11 protein-coding genes are annotated in these 17,633 nt (G+C 36.6%); 4 read left to right on the top strand and 7 right to left on the bottom strand.

The window, feature by feature from the left end; translation table 11 throughout:
- Positions 1-47: 47 nt before the first annotated feature.
- The 4 genes from F6K06_RS07820 to F6K06_RS07805 all read right to left on the bottom strand — a co-directional run bounded on the left by F6K06_RS07820 (position 48) and on the right by F6K06_RS07805 (position 7,671).
- Positions 48-416, bottom strand: a complete 369-nt coding sequence (locus tag F6K06_RS07820) for a DUF1823 family protein (RefSeq protein ID WP_124142854.1) — start codon at positions 414-416, stop codon at positions 48-50.
- Positions 417-648: 232 nt separating this feature from the next.
- A complete protein-coding gene (gap, locus tag F6K06_RS07815; RefSeq protein WP_124155081.1) occupies positions 649-1,680 on the bottom strand; it encodes a type I glyceraldehyde-3-phosphate dehydrogenase in 1,032 nt (343 codons plus the stop codon).
- Between the two features lie 412 nt (positions 1,681-2,092).
- Positions 2,093-5,488, bottom strand: coding sequence for an efflux RND transporter permease subunit (locus F6K06_RS07810; RefSeq protein ID WP_287240167.1), 3,396 nt, complete (start codon positions 5,486-5,488; stop codon positions 2,093-2,095).
- 353 nt (positions 5,489-5,841) lie between these two features.
- Positions 5,842-7,671, bottom strand: coding sequence for an efflux RND transporter periplasmic adaptor subunit (locus tag F6K06_RS07805; RefSeq protein WP_287308778.1), 1,830 nt, complete (start codon positions 7,669-7,671; stop codon positions 5,842-5,844).
- Between the two features lie 1,101 nt (positions 7,672-8,772).
- Between F6K06_RS07805 and F6K06_RS07800 the strand changes: the two genes are divergently transcribed.
- The 3 genes from F6K06_RS07800 to F6K06_RS07790 all read left to right on the top strand — a co-directional run bounded on the left by F6K06_RS07800 (position 8,773) and on the right by F6K06_RS07790 (position 11,363).
- Positions 8,773-9,216: a hypothetical protein gene (locus tag F6K06_RS07800; RefSeq protein ID WP_287240172.1), complete on the top strand. Its 444-nt coding sequence runs from the start codon at positions 8,773-8,775 to the stop codon at positions 9,214-9,216.
- Between the two features lie 607 nt (positions 9,217-9,823).
- The gene (locus tag F6K06_RS07795) at positions 9,824-10,789 is read left to right on the top strand and encodes a glutathione S-transferase family protein (protein ID WP_124142850.1); all 966 of its coding nucleotides are present in this window, start codon (positions 9,824-9,826) and stop codon (positions 10,787-10,789) included.
- Between the two features lie 421 nt (positions 10,790-11,210).
- Positions 11,211-11,363 (top strand): hypothetical protein, encoded by a 153-nt coding sequence (locus F6K06_RS07790; RefSeq protein ID WP_161564295.1) that lies wholly within the window; start codon positions 11,211-11,213, stop codon positions 11,361-11,363.
- A gap of 494 nt (positions 11,364-11,857) precedes the next feature.
- Here the strand turns inward: F6K06_RS07790 and F6K06_RS07785 are convergent, their stop codons facing one another.
- Entirely contained in the window at positions 11,858-12,718 is an 861-nt protein-coding gene (locus tag F6K06_RS07785) for an amino acid ABC transporter substrate-binding protein (RefSeq protein WP_124155133.1), read from the bottom strand.
- Between the two features lie 145 nt (positions 12,719-12,863).
- Positions 12,864-14,630: an iron uptake porin gene (locus F6K06_RS07780; RefSeq protein WP_124142848.1), complete on the bottom strand. Its 1,767-nt coding sequence runs from the start codon at positions 14,628-14,630 to the stop codon at positions 12,864-12,866.
- Between the two features lie 501 nt (positions 14,631-15,131).
- On the opposite strand from F6K06_RS07780, the gene F6K06_RS07775 reads away from it, so the two are divergent.
- A complete protein-coding gene (locus tag F6K06_RS07775; protein WP_345789240.1) occupies positions 15,132-15,263 on the top strand; it encodes a DDE transposase family protein in 132 nt (43 codons plus the stop codon).
- 22 nt (positions 15,264-15,285) lie between these two features.
- Here F6K06_RS07775 and ctpC read toward each other — a convergent pair whose 3' ends face one another.
- A complete protein-coding gene (gene ctpC, locus F6K06_RS07770; protein WP_287240179.1) occupies positions 15,286-16,578 on the bottom strand; it encodes a carboxyl-terminal processing protease CtpC in 1,293 nt (430 codons plus the stop codon).
- Positions 16,579-17,633: the final 1,055 nt, after the last annotated feature.

The raw sequence follows: 17,633 nt of genomic DNA, 5'->3' as shown, positions 1-17,633 counted from the left end.
GTATGAAAATTTATAAAGATATTTACTACAATTTGATATAAAAAATATCAACGACTACTAATTTCCATGTAGCTTAAAAGCCAATTTGCCATAGTAGCACGGCGTGCTTGCACAGGAGTAAATTCTCCTATTTTATAACCTTTAAAACCTAACTTTTGCTTCAGTAACTGTTTATTTTCTTTAGGAATAGAACGAGTTAACTTGACAGTGGGCGGGCGAAATTCAATAAAATTAGGAGGTTCTAGATATTCATCTCGCCACTCTGGTGCGACACTAGAAGCATCCCATTTATCAGTATTAGCATCATAGCGATAACCAAGATAATACCAAACTAATTGATTAACAGTATGATCATCAATTTTTTCATCAATAATTGCCTGAATAGTTTCTTTATTCAGTGGTGGTAGTTCAGACATAAAAGCTGACTCCATTTAACTTATTTTTATATAATTATATTATGATATGGCACAAGGAAGAAGGAAGAAGGAAGAAGGAAGAAGAAAAATATTGGTGTTGTCTGACTTTTAAGCTTTTGATATACCAAATACAGTAATTACAACTGCTATACCTATGAACTAGAGAAACAAAAGAAGAATAAAATGTAGAGGCACTCCACGCCTCTACCATAATTGAATTATTGTTAGTTAGCTATTGACTTAAAATACCTTCTTTTTGTGCCATTGATAACATTAAATCTACTACTCGACAAGAATAACCCCATTCATTATCATACCAAGAAACAACCTTAAAGAAATTGGAGTTAAGTTCAATTCCAGCACCTGCATCAAAAATACTAGAGTGAGAGTCGCTGGTAAAATCAGTCGAAACTACAGGGTCTTCAGTATATCCAAGAATACCCTTCATCGGTCCTTCGGCAGCAGCTTTCATCGCTGCACAAATTTCTTTGTAGCTAGTTGACTTCTCGCTCTTGAAAGTTAAATCAACTACAGAAACATCTGGAGTCGGAACCCGGAATGCCATACCAGTCAGCTTGCCTTTTAATTGTGGTAAAACCAGAGTTACTGCTTTTGCTGCACCAGTAGAAGCGGGAATAATATTTTGAGCTGCACCACGTCCACCCCGAAAATCTTTTTTACTCGGACCGTCTACAGTTGGTTGAGTAGCAGTCATAGCGTGAACAGTTGTCATTAGACCTTCTGCCAAACCAAAATTATCATCAATAACTTTAGCAATAGGGGCTAAACAATTAGTAGTACAACTAGCATTAGAAACAATAGTATCTTCGGTAGGCTCGAATTGATCGTGATTAACAGCCATCAACAAGGTTTTTACCCTATCTGGATCTTTTGTTGGAGCTGAAATAATGACTCGCTTTGCGCCTGCTGCCAAATGATTTGAAGCACCGTCAAAAGTGGTAAATAATCCTGTAGACTCAACTACATAATCTGCACCTTTTTCTTTCCAGGGTAGTTCAGCAGGATTTCTAACTGATACACATGGAATCAATTTTCCGTTAATTGTCATACCATCATCTGAAGCTGACACATCTCCTTGGAAACGTCCATGAGTTGAATCATATTTTAATAAATAGGCTAGGTTTGGTGGTGGTACTAAATCGTTAATCCCAACAAACTCGATTAAGTCGGGATGGTTAAGTCCAGCACGGAAAACTAGACGTCCAATACGGCCAAATCCATTGATAGCTACTTTTAAGGCCATGGATACACTCCTTTATAATGAATAGCTGAAAGTCACTATAAGTATGACAAATGCTTGATTTGATTAGAACCTATCACGAAGATAATTGTTTCAAATATATTCTTTTCCATATTTTAAGAATCTTTCTGTCAAATGACTTAGGTTTTACGGGAAGCTTATGTCCTAGATTAAATAGATCCACTTAGCTACTCAGCAGGTCGAGTCCAAAATTTCATACTTGATAATATTTTTGACAGATAATACTGAGTTCTTAGAGAGAGGCTAATTATAACTGCGCTATCGGACATGGTATAAATCATCAAAGACTTGGATAGTGAAATAATCTTAAGCACTGTATTTGACATATCAAAAGCTTAAAATTCAGAAAACGCCAGATTTTTCCTTTTTCCTTCTGCAATAATACTAGCTCGATCTAACTTTGAGGTGGCTTCTGTCTGACAACCTCATCAATATCAGAATCAGAGGTAGTATTTTCTGTAGAATTAGCTTGATTTTCAGATGAACCATTGGAACCATTTGCAGTGACAGTGTGCTCGCGATCGCTATCTTTGATACCATCATCAACAGATTCATATCCATGAGAATGAGCATCATCATAATTTGACAAATCAGGTCGCTCTGACTTCTTAGGTTTTTCACCCTCCAACAGCCATCCCTCCAAATTTTTAACAGCAATATATAAATTAGGAGTAATCAACAAACTCAAAAGAGTACCAAACAACATTCCCCCAAATATTGCAGTACCAAGAGACCAACGACTACTCGAACCTGCCCCAGTAGCAATAACTAGAGGCATAAAACCAATCAAACTGGAGATTGCCGTCATCTGAATTGGTCGAAAACGTTGCTCTGCTGCTGTAATTGCTGCCTTAGTAATATTTACACCCTTATCCCTTAACTGGTTGGCAAATTCTACAATCAAAATTGAGTTCTTGGAAGCCAAACCAATTAACATCACTAAGGCAACCTGAGCATACACATCATTTGTAACCACTGGCCAAACAGAGCCAGCCATAAGTATATTTGATCGAAACCAAATTGCTACCAGAGCGCCTAATACCGCCAGTGGTACCGAGAGCATAATAATTAAAGGGTCGATATAGCTTTCGTATTGTGCTGCTAGTACCAAAAACACCATCACAAAACCCAAGCCAAAAATAATCGGTGCTGCACCACCAGATGATTTTTCCTCTAACGCACTGCCCTGCCAAGCATAACCAAAACCAGGGTCTAACAATTCTTCCGAGGCTTGCTCCATGGCAGCGATCGCTTGCCCAGAACTATAACCAGGAGCAGGTCCACCTTGAATTTTCATGGAACGGAAAATGTTATAGTGGGTGATAATCTCCGGCCCGACAAAATCTTTGATTCTGACTAAACTTCCCAGGGGAATCATTTCACCATCAACAGAGCGGACATACAATTGATTAATATCATCAGGTTTAGAACGAAACTCTGGCTCCGCTTGAACATAAACCCGATACTGGCGTTGCCCTAAAACAAAATCATTCACATAAGACGAACCGAAATAAATTTGTAAGGTAGAAAATATATCATTAACATTCACATTTAATGCCTTAGCGCGATCGCGTAAAACTTCAATTTGCTTCTGAGGCTTATTAGCGCTAAACTGACTATAAACAGCTTGTAAACTAGGATATTCTGGGGAATTAGTTGCCCCAATTAATCGATTACCATTTTCGAGTAATGCTTGAATAGGCAAACTTCCAGTACGGTCTTGCAATTGAAATTCAAAACCTCCCGTACTACCTAATCCTGGTACTGGTGGGGCATTCACAGCAAAGGCATTCACTTCCTTTATTCCTTGCAACGCTCCATTTAATCTTCTGGTGATGCCATAAACAGACTGCTCTGGTAAAGTTCGTTCTTCCCAAGGTTTAAGTAGGACGAAAAATACCCCTTGACTAGGGTTGAGACCATCAAAACCAAACCCTGCAACACCAAAAGAAGATTTGATTTCGTCAATCTCCTCAATTTCCTGTTGAATTTTGGCTGCTGCATCAGCATTATAATTGAGGGAAACTCCGTCAGGAGCTTGATAAATGACGATAAAATAACCTTGGTCTTCTTCGGGAACAAAACCACCAGGAACTAAACCGTACATCCAAACAGTTGCCACTAGACCCGCAATAAAAATCCCCATGACAATTATATTAATGCGAGTGAGAAAGCTGACTAATTTACCGTACTTATCTTGTAACCAACCAAAACTTCGGTTAAAGGTATCAAATATCCAACCCAAGAGTCCAGTAGCTTCTTGTTTTGGGCGCAGTAACAAACCAGATATACTAGGAGAAAAGGTCAGAGCATTAAAAGTTGAGCAGGCAACAGCAAAAGCAATAGTTAAAGCAAATTGTTTGTAAATTACTCCTGTTGTTCCAGGGAAGAATGAAACCGGAATAAACACAGCCATCAATACTAAAGAGGTAGCGATCGTTGCTCCAGTGAGTTCCTCCATTGCATCCAATGCTGCTTGCCTTGCCTTCATTCCTTGTTCAATTTTACTTGAGACTGCCTCCACAATCACGATCGCATCATCCACCACGAGACCCGACGCCAAAGTACAAGCAAACAAAGTCAGAGTATTAATTTCAAAATTCAAAATTTTCAAACCAGCCATTGCCCCAATTAAAGCTACAGGAATAGCGATCGCTGGAATCAAGGTAGCTCGCCAATCTTGTAAAAAAATAAAGATAATCAAAACCACTAATCCTACAGCTTGGAGTAGAGTAATAACTACCTCTTGCAATGATACTTCCACGAATAAGGTTGTATCATAAGCAACGCTATATTGTAATCCGGGGGGGAAATTCTGACTAAGCTCCAGCATTGTAGCTTTGATTTGATTTGCTGTTTCTAGAGCATTACTGCCAGGAAGTTGATAGATTGCTAAACCCGTAGTCGGATCTCCATTATATGTAGTAACTAGATCGTAATTTTCCGCTCCAAGTTCAGCTCTACCTATATCTCTAACCTTAACCAAAGTACCATTTTCATCTACTTTCAGCACTAACTCCTCAAATTCTTGGGCATTTTTTAACCTACTAACAGCTTGCAGAGGAATTTCATAAACTAAATCTGGTGGTGCTGGGTTTTGACCAATTTTACCTGCTCCCACCTGAATATTTTGTTCTTGCAAAGCATTAACTACATCCCGAGCTGTTAATTCACGAACTGCCATTTTCTGGGGGTTAAGCCAAATGCGCATGGCATATTTCCTTTCCCCTAAAATTGTTGCCTGACCAACTCCAGGAATACGTTTAATTTGATCTAAGACATTCAGATCGATGTAGTTACTCATAAAGTCAGTGCTGTAGAAGAAATTGCCATTTTCATCTTTTTCTGAATAAGTGGCAATTACTAATAAAATATTAGGGGATGCAGCTTCTACAGTAATACCTGTTTGTCTGACTGAATCTGGTAAAGAAGCTTCTGCTTGAGAAACTCGGTTTTGAACATTAACCTGAGCGGTGTCTCGATCTACATCATTAGGAAATACAATATTAATACTAGTTTGACCGCTATTACTGGTGTTAGAATACATATATTTCATGTCTTCAACACCGTTAATTTCTCTTTCTAAAATTGTGGTTACGGTATTTTCTGTAGTTTGAGCATCAGCTCCAATATAGGTTGATGATACTTGAATTTCGGTATTAGCTAGTTGTGGTAATTGGGCAATGGGCAACAATGGAATTGAAATTGCCCCCGCTAATATAATTATGATTGTACAGACTGTCGTTAAGACAGGCCGTTTGATAAAGGTATCAGCAATACTTAAAAGCATAATGAATCAGTTATCAGTTATCAGTTATAGCGCTGCGCGCAGGCAACAGGCAACAGGGGGAATAAAAAACCTATAATATAAGATTTTAGCTATTGGACACCTCTTGTAATTTGTAAATATGCCAGCGCACATTGCTATAGAATCCAGTTATATAATAAACATCTCCAGAAAAGAGGGAATAGGGAATAGGTATGGAGGGGAAAATAATTGATAATTTCTGTACGATAATTGATTTTATTTTTGATTTTTACCAGATGTCTAATATATTTAGAATTCTATAACTACTTCAATATTCTATCCCCCCATTTCCCCATCTCCCCATCTCCCCATCTCCCCATCTCCCCATCTATATTTTAGAGGGACTGTTTCTCATTTTTCTTCTCAATGGGATTGCCCAATTCAGAATCATCAGCAATAGGTATACCATTCCGGAGTTTTACCACACCGGAAACAACTATTTTGTCAGTGCTTTTCAATCCCTCAATTACTTGATAATCTTGACCTTGAATGCTTCCCAACTTCACAGGTTTTTGAGTTGCAATCAACTTTTTCTCACCATCCATGATTTTCTCTTCTGCAACAAAAACAAAAGCTTGATCTCCGATCCGTCTGACAGAAGTAATAGGAACAGTTAATCCTTGCTTTTCTTCCCAGATGACTCTTGCCTTTACCTGCTGGTTAGTTTGCAGTTTCTTTTCCCCATTGTCATATATTGCTTTAACTAAAACAGTTTGAGTTCCTTGACCTGTATCTGGAGAGATAAAAGATATCCTACTGCTACCAATTAATTGACCTGTTTGTTGAAGTAATTCAACTCGTGTACCTAGTCTAATTTCAGGAAGTCGGTCTATAGGAATATTAATATTCGCTTCTAAAGTATTATTGTCCTGAATAGTGGTTAGTTCAGTTTGACTATCTACATAATCACCCACTTTCGGTTTTACTTCTCCAACCACCCCACTAATAGGAGCAAGAATATTGTAATATTGTAACTCTACTTGTTCTGCCACTGCATTTGCCTGAGTTTGTTGTAGTTGACCGCGAACTTGAGCTACCTGACTTTCCTGAGAGGAAATTTGTTCGTTTTGAGCTGCTATTTGAGCATCTAAAGTTTCAATACGACGCTGCAAATCTTTTTTGGCACTTTCTACCTGTGCTTTAGCAGCATCTATAACTTCTTTTTGAGCTGCTATTTGAGCATCTAATGTACCTGTGCGCCTTTGTAAGTCTTTTTTGGCACTTTCTACCTGTGCTTTAGCAGCATCTATAACTTCTTTTTGAGCTGCTATTTGAGCATCTAATGTACCTGTGCGTCTTTGTAAGTCTTTTTTGGCACTTTCTACTTGTGCTTGTGCTGCATCAATTTCTTGTTCTATAGCATCTATTTCAGCTTCAGCTTGTCTAATGTCACGGGTCGCTTGGTCAAACCTTTCTTTAGGGACAGCTCCTTCTTCATACAAAGTGGAAAATCTTACTTGTTCAATTTTTTGGTATTCTAAAGTCGCTTCCCTTCTTTCTTTTTCAGCTCTTTGTGCTCGTAAAGCTGCTTCGGCATCTTCTAATTGTGCTTCTTCTGATAAAGAACTTGATTCAGCTAGTAATCTATTTAGTTCCTGACGCTCTGACCTGAGAGTTGCTTGAGTATTTTCTAAATTAGCTTCTTCAGACAGAAAGCCAAATTCAGCTAGTAATCTATTTAGTTCCTGACGTTCCCTCCGGAGGTTCGCTTCAGCATTGTCTAGATTAGCTCTTTCAGAATTTAATTCTCTTTGGGCAATTAGTTCCGTTTTATCATCTCTCAAGGCTCTTAGTTGAGCTTCTGCACTATCTAATTGTGCCTGAGCTGAACTTATCTGAGCAATATTACTATCAAGAACTGCCTGTTGTTGAGAAGGATCTATTTGCAGTATGGGGTCTCCTTTTTTAACTCTGTTACCTAGTGATACAAATACTTGGCTGACTTGTCCACTAACTCTTGGCGTAATAGTTGCTCTTTCTTTTCCTTCTACTATTGCGATATACTCTGTGCTGTCTGCCACTTGAGTTGGATTGACTCTGGCTATTTCAACCGCAGTAGGTGGGGGTGCTACTGCTTGTGGTGTTCCACCTCCACAGGAGCTTAATATAAGCACGGATAACAGCAAAGGCCAATATCTAGCCTGGTTGACTAATTTACTATCCATTGGTATTAAGTTCACTGGTAAATTATCTTCTCAATTCTACCTTGCTCTTGTAATGAAATTATTTAACCTGATTAAGAGAAAGATCAATTCAGTTGTCAATGGAGGAGTCAGGAGGAAAAAAGAAGGAAGTTTTTTATCACTAAGACCATGCATGAAAAAAGAATGTGACGAATAAATAGATTACCTTATATTCTTGTATTTGCTACTATTTAATGCTGTTTTACCTCCTTTACTATTCCCTATTTCCTTTTTCATAGTACTTGTTCTCCACATCCTAGTGTTTAGCTGCAAAAATTAGTAATATTATTTTTGAGTTGACTTCGTTTGAGTTTAGGTGAGTTTAGGCTTTTTTCATTCTTCTAATAACTTCTAATAAATAGATTAACTTATACAATTAGACACTAGATAAAAACGCTATAATTTACAATTTAAAACATTTTTTCTGGGAAAAATTACTTATAGCAATCCTAAATTTGTTGTGATATATAATTCAGGCAATTATATTATGTTCCCCTTCCAGGGGAGCTGCGCTAACGGATAATCAGTTATAAAAAAACTTCTGGCCTTGAAGCTTTCTTTCCCTTCTACCTTCCCCTCCTGGGAGGGGTTAGGGGTGGGTTGCCTTCTGCCTTCCTTCCTGCAAAGTCTAAGTATTCAACCGTTAGCGTAGCTCCCCCGGAGGGGGAACATGATATTAGTTATCGTATCGTGCTCGGAGTCAGGAGTCAGGAGAAAGTCAGGATGAGAGTGGGAATTATCTGGAGATATTCTGGCATTTTATATCTGCATTGAATGGAAGTAGAAAGTGCGATAATTGTATAACCGGATTTTATATGACAATTTTGATCATAGTTAATTTGAATTGAAAACCTTTAAAATTCTGACTCGGTCTTCCTGACTCCTGTACGGGCGTTTTGCTAGCGCACAACTATGTTAATGCTCCGCGAAATGTAAAGCGGAGGCCGTTAGCTTCGCATAACTATCGTTAACACTCCTACCATCAAAATATTACAACTTAAATAGAATTGCTATAATAATCAATAACTTGATTCTTAAATCTTGAATAGTAATAATTCAATTTACTTAGAACTATATTAATATATGGAAACTACAAATTTTCTAACTTGGTTACTCTTTTTTGGATTAATAAGTAGCATTGGTATTGGTGCTATGATATATGCTTATCATGGAAAAGGTAGTATTTCTGTCCTATTTACAGAATTCATTTCAGCATCTTCATCAATACCATCAGAGGCAGAAGTAAATTTTCAACAAGGATGTGAGGCTTTTCAAAAGGGAAATTATCAACAGGCAATAAATAAGTTTGCTGAAGTTCTGAAAAATAATTCAACTATTGCTGAAGCTTATCATAATCGGGGTTTGGCTTTTGCTAATCTACGTCAAGATGATGAAAGTGTAGAAAATTTTTTGCAAGCTGGAGAATTATATATAGAACAAAAAAATCAAGATGCTATGGTAATTTTGAAAAAAAATTTGGAGTTATTAAAGGCTAGAAAAGAAGCCAGTTCCGATACGCGGAAGTAAAAAGTAAAAAGTAAAAAGTAAAAAGTATTGAAAGGAGGGTTATATATAGAACAAAAAAATCAAGATGCTATGATGATTTTGAAAAAAAATTTGGAGTTATTAAAGGCTAGAAAAAAAGCTAGGAAAACTCCTAGTTAATTGTTATAAGCTAGTTTTTTTAGGAGTTATATCAAATCGGTTTGATTGAACATAAAAAAAATCTCCAATTGTCATAACTACCCTCATCTTTGTGATTCTCTCTCCTTCTGACTCCTGATATAGATGGAAAATTATATAATATAATATATGTTTATAATTCTATTATTACTTCAATTTCCCCTACGGGTACTTTGGCAAAAAATATGTTAATAAAAGCATCAAACTCTTATATGGTCTAGGTTTTACATTTAATCAACCTTTTTCCTGATATATCTAGGTTTTCCTGCGGAATGCTACGCAAAGAGCCATTTTTAGCCAGAGCAACGTATTTCCCTTACCCCTACTAGCTTTGAAGGCATTTTAACTGTGAAAAATATTAAAGTACCCCTACTCCCCTACTCCCCTACTCCCCACCCCTAAATAGTATGATAATTATTCAACAAGTATTTTATTTTTTGAGGGGGTAATCATGGGATTAGGTATTTTAATTGATGGTAAATGGGTCTCTAAACGAGAACAAGAAGATTCTCAAGGTAGATTTATTCGCCCTAATACTACATTTCGGAATAAAATTACGCCAGATAATTCTAGTGGGTTTAAGGCAGAAACAGGACGTTATCATCTATACATTTCTTGGGCTTGTCCTTGGGCACATCGAACTGCAATTATGCGAAAGTTAAAAGGATTAGAAGATGCTATTGGGTTGTCAGTTGTAGGGGCAGTAATTGACCAAAATAGTTGGGAATTTTCTGATTCAGAATCAGGATGTATTCCTGATACTATTAATCATACTAATTATCTTTGGCAAGTTTATCTTCAAGCTGATGTTAATTATAGTGGGAGAGTTACCGTACCTATACTTTGGGATAAGGAGAAAAATACTATTGTTAATAATGAATCCCGTGAAATTATTCGGATGTTTGATACTGAGTTTAATGGTATTGCTAGAAATGACCTGAATTTGTGTCCTGAAGATTTAAAAGATACTATTGAAAAAACTCTTGATACTATTTACCAGCCAATTAATAATGGTGTTTATCGAGCGGGTTTTGCAGGTTCTCAATTAGCTTATGAAGAAGGAGTAAAAGATTTATTTGCTGCTTTAGATTATTGGGAAAATATATTATCAAAACAACGTTATTTGTGTGGTGATCGCTTAACTGAAGCTGATATTTGTATGTTTACTACTTTGCTTCGTTTTGACCTGGTTTATTATGTTCATTTCAAGTGTAATTTACGTCATATTTGGGATTATCCAAATCTCTGGAATTATCTGAAAGATATTTATCAATATCCAGGGATAAAAGAAACTTGTAATTTTGACCATATTAAACGGCATTATTACATGAGTCATCCTAATGTTAATCCTACTAAAATTGTACCGGTTGGTCCGGAGATTGATTTAGATTCTCCTCATAACCGTGGGTCAATGTAAGGTGAGCATTTAGTTGTCAGCTATCAGATATTAATATCTGAATTTTTACAATGTAAGTTAGTTGGGAAGAAGGAAAAAGACATAAGTTAAAATAGAAACTTTATACTTTTTCTTTTTTCCTTAATCTCTGACAAAAAACAGTAAAAAAAATCCTAACTACTCAACATAATTTCAATACTTTCAGCCTTTTTTCTCGATATGTGTGATATGATAAATTCAATATAATCCATAGGTATTTACTGCCTAATACAATTTTAAAGCTGCAAATATTGATTATTTCGTTGTTTAAAGCAGCGATCACCTCATATATCTCCAACCATAATGAACTAATTTTCCTCAGTTGTCCTAACCATGAATTGACTTATTAGCAATTACATAGTAAGGAGAAAATTAATTAACCTATAGAACCCCTGAGCGTATCTTGATAAATACCAAGTTTTTTTATCTAGGAGTCAGGAGACAGGAGACAGGAGACAACCCACCCCTAACCCCTCCCAGGAGGGGAAGGGAAGAGGGAAGAGGGAAGAGGGAAGATGTGGGCAGAGATAATACAAAAAATTCAACTCCTTGCTGATGATTTTTCCTCAAAATTGATGCGCGAAAAGACTTGACTACCATAATTATATAGATCTCAAATGGGTTCTATATAGCTATTGCAGGTAAAGTTCTATCGACCGCCAGTAGTAAATGTAATTGCATTTATAGCAGAAGAAAGAAGGAAGAAGGAAGAACCAAGAAGGGAAATTCTTGCTTTGTCTGAGTTTTAAGCTTTTGATCTGTCCGCGCCCTTTGCTTCGATTGCTATAATAGTTTGGTAATAGTAGTAAAAACTACTATCTCCATAATACCTGTCAATATTTATTTGATTGTAGTGGACTGTTTCAACTAAAATAATGCAATAGGAAATTGACGCTTAGATTGCTTTCCTATGGTCATGCTCCGCAAACATTTCGCGGAGCGTTAACGGAGTTATGCGCCAGCAAAACGCAATGACAATTCTAACGCACTACTTTAGATAAAACAGTCAACTACTCAATCTTTTTTATTTTGACTTTTGATTTTTGACTTCTAACTTTCCTGAGTACAAGCATCATAAATTCTTTGACTATTTTCACTTAGATCGCCCAACCATTTTTGTCTGACTCTTCGAGCTTTTTTATCATTAGCAAGAAAGTCATTAACATACCTCTTCCAACTAGAATTTTCTTCTCCTCCAGGAAGTATAAAGCCATAACCTGCACAAAAAGGACGGCCATTTTGCTGAGGAGTGAGTAAATTATAATCTTCCCCTAACTCAGAGTTCAGTATAAATAATGAACCTAACAAAAGAGTTCCATCGCTGGCAAATCCATTAATTTCACCATCCAATAAAGCTTTTACCCCTTGTTCTCTGCTTAAATATTTATTATCAATTCGTTCATCAGGATAACTTGTTTTAATATCATTTTCATTGGTTGTATTCCTAACTACACCAACTACCCCCTTACCATCCTTCAAATCTTGTTCTTGGGTTTCTTTTTTGACTAAGATTTGTGTTGCTGTAATAAAAAAAGGTGTAGAAAAACTAACGCCGTATTTTTCTTCACGTTCAGCACTAATAGTATTAGGACCACACTCCAAATCTACCTGACCACTTGTTACCATATCCCAACGACTTTGGGTAGTTGATGTAACTAATCTTACCCTAATTGGGTCTAGTTGGTTGGCACTCAGACGTTCAGCTAAAGCATAGGCAATATCTATACAATACCCTGTCCATTTTCCGTCATTTCTGTAGCCAAACCAAGGAGAATCTCCTCTAACTCCTACGAATATCAGCTCTCTTCTAATGATAGTTTCCTCTGTTTGTGTGTGACTGATTTTTGCTGGAAAAATAGTCCCTAGGAATGCCAACCATAAAAAAATCAGAATTTTTAGTTTTTTATTCATTTTTCCTCGTTTGAATAATTAGAATAATTAAACCGCTTCTACTTTGAAAACTATAGTTTTTCTGCCAATACTTCGAGATTGCTTCCTTACATCGCAATGACACATCGGAATAATTAGAAACTTCAGGTTTCAACATGGACGAGGTTTAGAATCTCCAAGTAGCTCGAGTAACAAATACTGAAATTGGGTCATTTCGATCGTCATGCTCTGGTTGTGTTTCGATAAAAAAACCGGATGTTACATCTATATTATTTGACATTCGATAATTGTAGAAAATTTGAAATTGTATAGAGGTATCTGGGTCATCTTCACCATTGTCAATATGTGTTACTTTTGGTTGTTGACCAACCGAAATACCTAAACTTCCATTTTCAAACACTAAGTCATCTATAGCTACTGTCACTGCCCAATTCCAAATATCTGCTTCATCCCCTTCGCGATCGCCTGCTTCTGCTTCAGCATTGCTATAACCAACCCAACCAGAAAAAGTAAATGGTGCCCAGCGATAGCTAGTTTGGAATCCAAAATGGTCTGCTGAAGTTGCCACTCTGCCAAAAGGTCGTTGAGCATTTCTGCTACCTGTAAAACCTGCTACATTAACTAAATCTGCTGTATAATATGCTCTTACATAAGCAAAAGAAAAATCAAAATCTACGGTTGGTGAAACTGTTAACTGAGCATAAGCGCTATTTGTACCGTTAAAAAGTCCACCACCTTCTCTTGGATCGTTAACTCTTCCTGTACCACCACCAGGACCACCTCCCAGATAAGCAACATCTAACCTAAAATTATCGTTAATTTGATAACTATAACCTAAACCAGCACCGCCTACTTGAATATAAATGACGGGGTTGTAAAAAGCGAACAAGGCTATACTTCCTGTATTACCACTGAGTAGTTTGGGATTAAGAGCAGGAGCCATCAAATCGAAGTCAAGTCCAGCAGCTCCTATATAAAGACTCATTTTCGTGTTGAGGGGAAAAATATAGTATACTTCTGTTAATCGCGCTATGTCATTAGGTGGAGAACCTGCGCCTATGAAAGTATGAGCTGTACCTGTATTTACTCCAGGTAAGTCTCCAACTCTTAGCCTAGTTCTCAGGAAGTCTAGACCTGTAAAACTGGTATCAAAGTTCAATGTTACGGCATGACCAAAGCCTAATTGACTATCATCGGCACTTACAGTAGCACCGTCTTTACCATCATTACCGAAAGCATCATAAAGGGCCATAGTTACTTGCCCTTTTAGTAATGTTGTGGTAGAAAACTGATTAGCTTCCAGGATATCTGTTCGTGTTTCTAGAGCATTCAGGCGGGATTTAGTATCGGCTATTTCGACGGCAAAATCTTCTTGTAATCGTTGGCTTTTTGCTAAGTCTTCTTGGGAAATATAACCTTCATTGAACTCTTCAATCAGGCTTTGAATAACTTGTAAACATTCGTTAAGATTTGCTGCAAATTCGTAACGACTGATGGCTCTATTGCCACCAAATGTAGCATTTGGGGAAGCCAATAGACAACCATAGCGTTCTGCTAATCCTTGTAAGGCACTATATGCCCAATCTGTGGGTAGAACATCACTAAGTTGATTGACAGAGTTAACTCGTTCTAGGGGCGGAGATATTTCGGGAGGCTGATCGAGTCGATTGTATTGTTCTATTTGTCCTAAGGTATCATCATTTTTCTCTGTAACAATATTTGTTTTTTTTTGGTCTAACTCTTCAAGTGATTTCGATGTCTGTGGAGGTTGCTTGAGTGGATTGTATTCCTCTATTGTTTCTAAAATCTGAGCAGTTTGGTCAAGACTTTCACTTGATTGTTGTTTCTTGGCTTCACTACTTGGAGTAATAGACAAGACAAATCCTATGCCTAAAATGAATGGGAATACTGCACCATAAAACTTACGTCCCATATTTTTAGTTTAATAATTTTACTGGAAGTACAAAAAACATTATTATGTTAATATGGTTTGTAACTTTGTTAAGTAAATATTTATATTAATTAGGCTGTAGGTGTTAGGTGGTACATCGTAGGTGTAAATTCAAGAGCTAATACTGGAAACAGATCATGAATTTGGGATATTTCTTCAATAACCCTTAAATATAAAATTTTGATTATGCTTAATTATCTTGACATGATATAAGTACTTTTTGGGCATTGCTGAGGGGGGGATGAATATAAATGGTAAGTGGGGGCAGGCATCCTGACTATCCCGAAAATATCAGGAACGGGAACGGGCAAGATGCCCATCCCACAAAACTATTAAAATCATCCCGTATTTATGCAACGCCACTTTTTGAGTTATTACCAACTGTCTTCTGCCTTTTTCCTTCTTCCCTCTTCCTTTTTTAATATGAATGACTCATCACAAAAATACTATATTATCAAGAAACTAGAGAAAACCTGTGAAATTTTGCCTAGTACACAAGTCGAACAAAAAAAAGACCCCGACGTTATAGAAACATGGGGTCCATTTAATACTGTTGAAGAAGCGATCGCCCGTCGTGTAGGATTGATTCGAGCAGGAAAATGTCAGCCAGAATAATTAATATAATTAATTTATCAATCTACTTTGTTGTTGACTGAGCTTTATTATTTTGGAGTTTTGCAATCTCTTGATTCAAAATTTCCAATGCTTTTGCATATTGAGGATCGTCAAGAGTACCTATTTTGTCGCGACTTTTCCGCAAAGCTTCTTTTTGTTCATCTGTCAGAGAGATTTCTACATCTGGTTTAATTCCCTCATGGTTAATATCGCGACCGCTCGGGGTGAAATATTTAGCGATCGTCACTGCTAACCCTGCACCTTTACCCACACCACGCACTGACTGCACCAACCCTTTACCAAAAGTTTTAGTACCTACTAATGTCGCTCGCTCATTATCTTGTAGAGCACCAGAAAGAATCTCACTTGCACTTGCCGAACCCCCATCCACCATAATCACCAATGGCTTATCTGTCAAAGACCTATTAGTAGCCTTTTGGCGATCGGTAACACCACTACGGTTTACAGTAGAAACAATATCTCCACGTTCGAGCCACATCCGAGCAATTTCTACGCTAGCATAAAGTAAGCCACCAGGATTAGAACGTAAATCTAAAATATAACCCGATACATTCTGAGTCTCTAACTCATCTATGGCCTCTCGCATTTCACCAGCAGCATTAGCACTAAACTGATTTAAGCGGATATAACCAACTTTACCCAGAGAACTGTCTTTCTGAGAATACTTTACCGGATGAATTTCAATTTTTGCTCTAGTAATAGGAAAGTCTATTTCCTGACCTTCTCGTTTAATGGTTAGAGTTACTTGAGAACCGATAGGACCGCGGATCAAACTTACTGCCTGATTTATATCCATTCCCTCAGTGCTTTGACCATCTATTTTGCTAATAATATCTTTAGCTTGAACACCTGCTTTAAAAGCCGGAGTATCCTCTATTGGTGAAATTACTACTAATTTTTTTGTATCTTGGTCTTGGGTTAGTTGAATACCTACACCTGTGAGTTCTCCAGAAGTGTCAATTTGCATATTTTTAAACTCTTCCGGGTCCATGAAGCGGGTATAAGGGTCTCCTAGCTTTTCAAGCATTTCCCTAATCGCATCATAAGCTTCTTCATCAGTTGTATAAGTTTGATCGAGATACTCAGTGCGAGTAGCTTTCCAATCTACTTGATTGAAAGTACCATCAACATAAGTTTTATCAATAATTTGCCAAACTTGGTCGATTAATTCTTTAGGGTCGTTATTATTTAATGATGCTTGAGAGGAAAGATGAATACCAGCGCCTATGACCGTAACGCCTGTTAACATTAATGCTGTTGCACCAAGAATTAGCCCACGTTTTGCTATAACCATTTGTTTGTTTGTCGAATTAATTTATACAATAATTACTACATCACTACTATGCCTAATTTAGCATAAGTAATATAATCCTTAGAATTAGGCTGTTTGATATATAAAAATCAAGAAAAGAAAAGGGAATCAGTTAAATCCTCATTAATAAATTTAGGATGTTTATAGTGAATACTTTATTTTGTTTTTATGGTGTATGTCTAGAAAAAAATATTCTTATTTAACTTGAGAAGTTTGGTCGTTTTAGTTATCAGTTAACTTCCTCTGAAGGAACTGCGTTAGATTCTTGACAGTACCTCTTGCAATAGGCGAGGTAAGAAAATACTGAATTTTCTTTTCTCTTGGTCTATTTGATATGGCAAGGAACCCTTCCCTACGGGATGCTACGCATTTTTCTGAGCAATATGTTTACAGCAGTTATGCAAAGCAAAAAACTAAGGCTTTTTATCCCTTTAAAAGGGGAGTTTTGAGACCGAATTTTTATGGTAAAATTTCAGCACTAATACTTGATTCATAAAGATAAAACTATGAAAATTCAACTGCTTATTTCCCTAGTATTAGTAGAAGTGCGATCGATAATTATTTTTGTTTATTCTCTTTAATCTAAATTTAGTATTAACCATTTTTTGAGGTATATCAAAGTTAGAATCTACTTCTACAGCTCTTGAATATTATTTTTAACTATTTATGCTAAATATAATATTAGGCTTACTCTCATCTATACAATTACAAACTTTTATAATTCAGAAAAATAGTATATTTATTGCCAGAATTTCAACTAAAACATTGAGATTTTATCTGTATCAAAATTAACTAATTGAGATTCCTACTATACCAAACGCAATAAATGTTTGTTACAAATGGTAGGGAGGTTACATCCAACATCTGTATTTCAGAAGAAAGAAGGGATAAATATTAAAAATAAGGGAAAAAGATAGAAATAACTATCTAAAATAAACTGGAGCAACTATTTTTAATCATATCCAATCCATATTACCTTTTTGTAGTATTCTTTTTTCAAAGTTGTATGAGATTCCTGATAGCCAACAAAAAGAAAA

It is taken from the genome of Okeania sp. SIO1H4 (assembly GCF_010672695.1).
GTDB lineage: Bacteria > Cyanobacteriota > Cyanobacteriia > Cyanobacteriales > Microcoleaceae > Okeania > Okeania hirsuta.
This window is presented reverse-complemented; position numbering and strand designations above follow the sequence as displayed.

What these genes read in the sequence shown, in the direction of transcription:
- F6K06_RS07820 (WP_124142854.1), bottom strand. Translation starts at nt 416, where the DNA reads ATGTCTGAACTACCACCACTGAATAAAGAAACTATTCAGGCAATTATT.
- gap (WP_124155081.1), bottom strand. Translation starts at nt 1,680, where the DNA reads ATGGCCTTAAAAGTAGCTATCAATGGATTTGGCCGTATTGGACGTCTA.
- F6K06_RS07810 (WP_287240167.1), bottom strand. Translation starts at nt 5,488, where the DNA reads ATGCTTTTAAGTATTGCTGATACCTTTATCAAACGGCCTGTCTTAACG.
- F6K06_RS07805 (WP_287308778.1), bottom strand. Translation starts at nt 7,671, where the DNA reads ATGGATAGTAAATTAGTCAACCAGGCTAGATATTGGCCTTTGCTGTTA.
- F6K06_RS07800 (WP_287240172.1), top strand. Translation starts at nt 8,773, where the DNA reads ATGGAAACTACAAATTTTCTAACTTGGTTACTCTTTTTTGGATTAATA.
- F6K06_RS07795 (WP_124142850.1), top strand. Translation starts at nt 9,824, where the DNA reads ATGGGATTAGGTATTTTAATTGATGGTAAATGGGTCTCTAAACGAGAA.
- F6K06_RS07785 (WP_124155133.1), bottom strand. Translation starts at nt 12,718, where the DNA reads ATGAATAAAAAACTAAAAATTCTGATTTTTTTATGGTTGGCATTCCTA.
- F6K06_RS07780 (WP_124142848.1), bottom strand. Translation starts at nt 14,630, where the DNA reads ATGGGACGTAAGTTTTATGGTGCAGTATTCCCATTCATTTTAGGCATA.
- ctpC (WP_287240179.1), bottom strand. Translation starts at nt 16,578, where the DNA reads ATGGTTATAGCAAAACGTGGGCTAATTCTTGGTGCAACAGCATTAATG.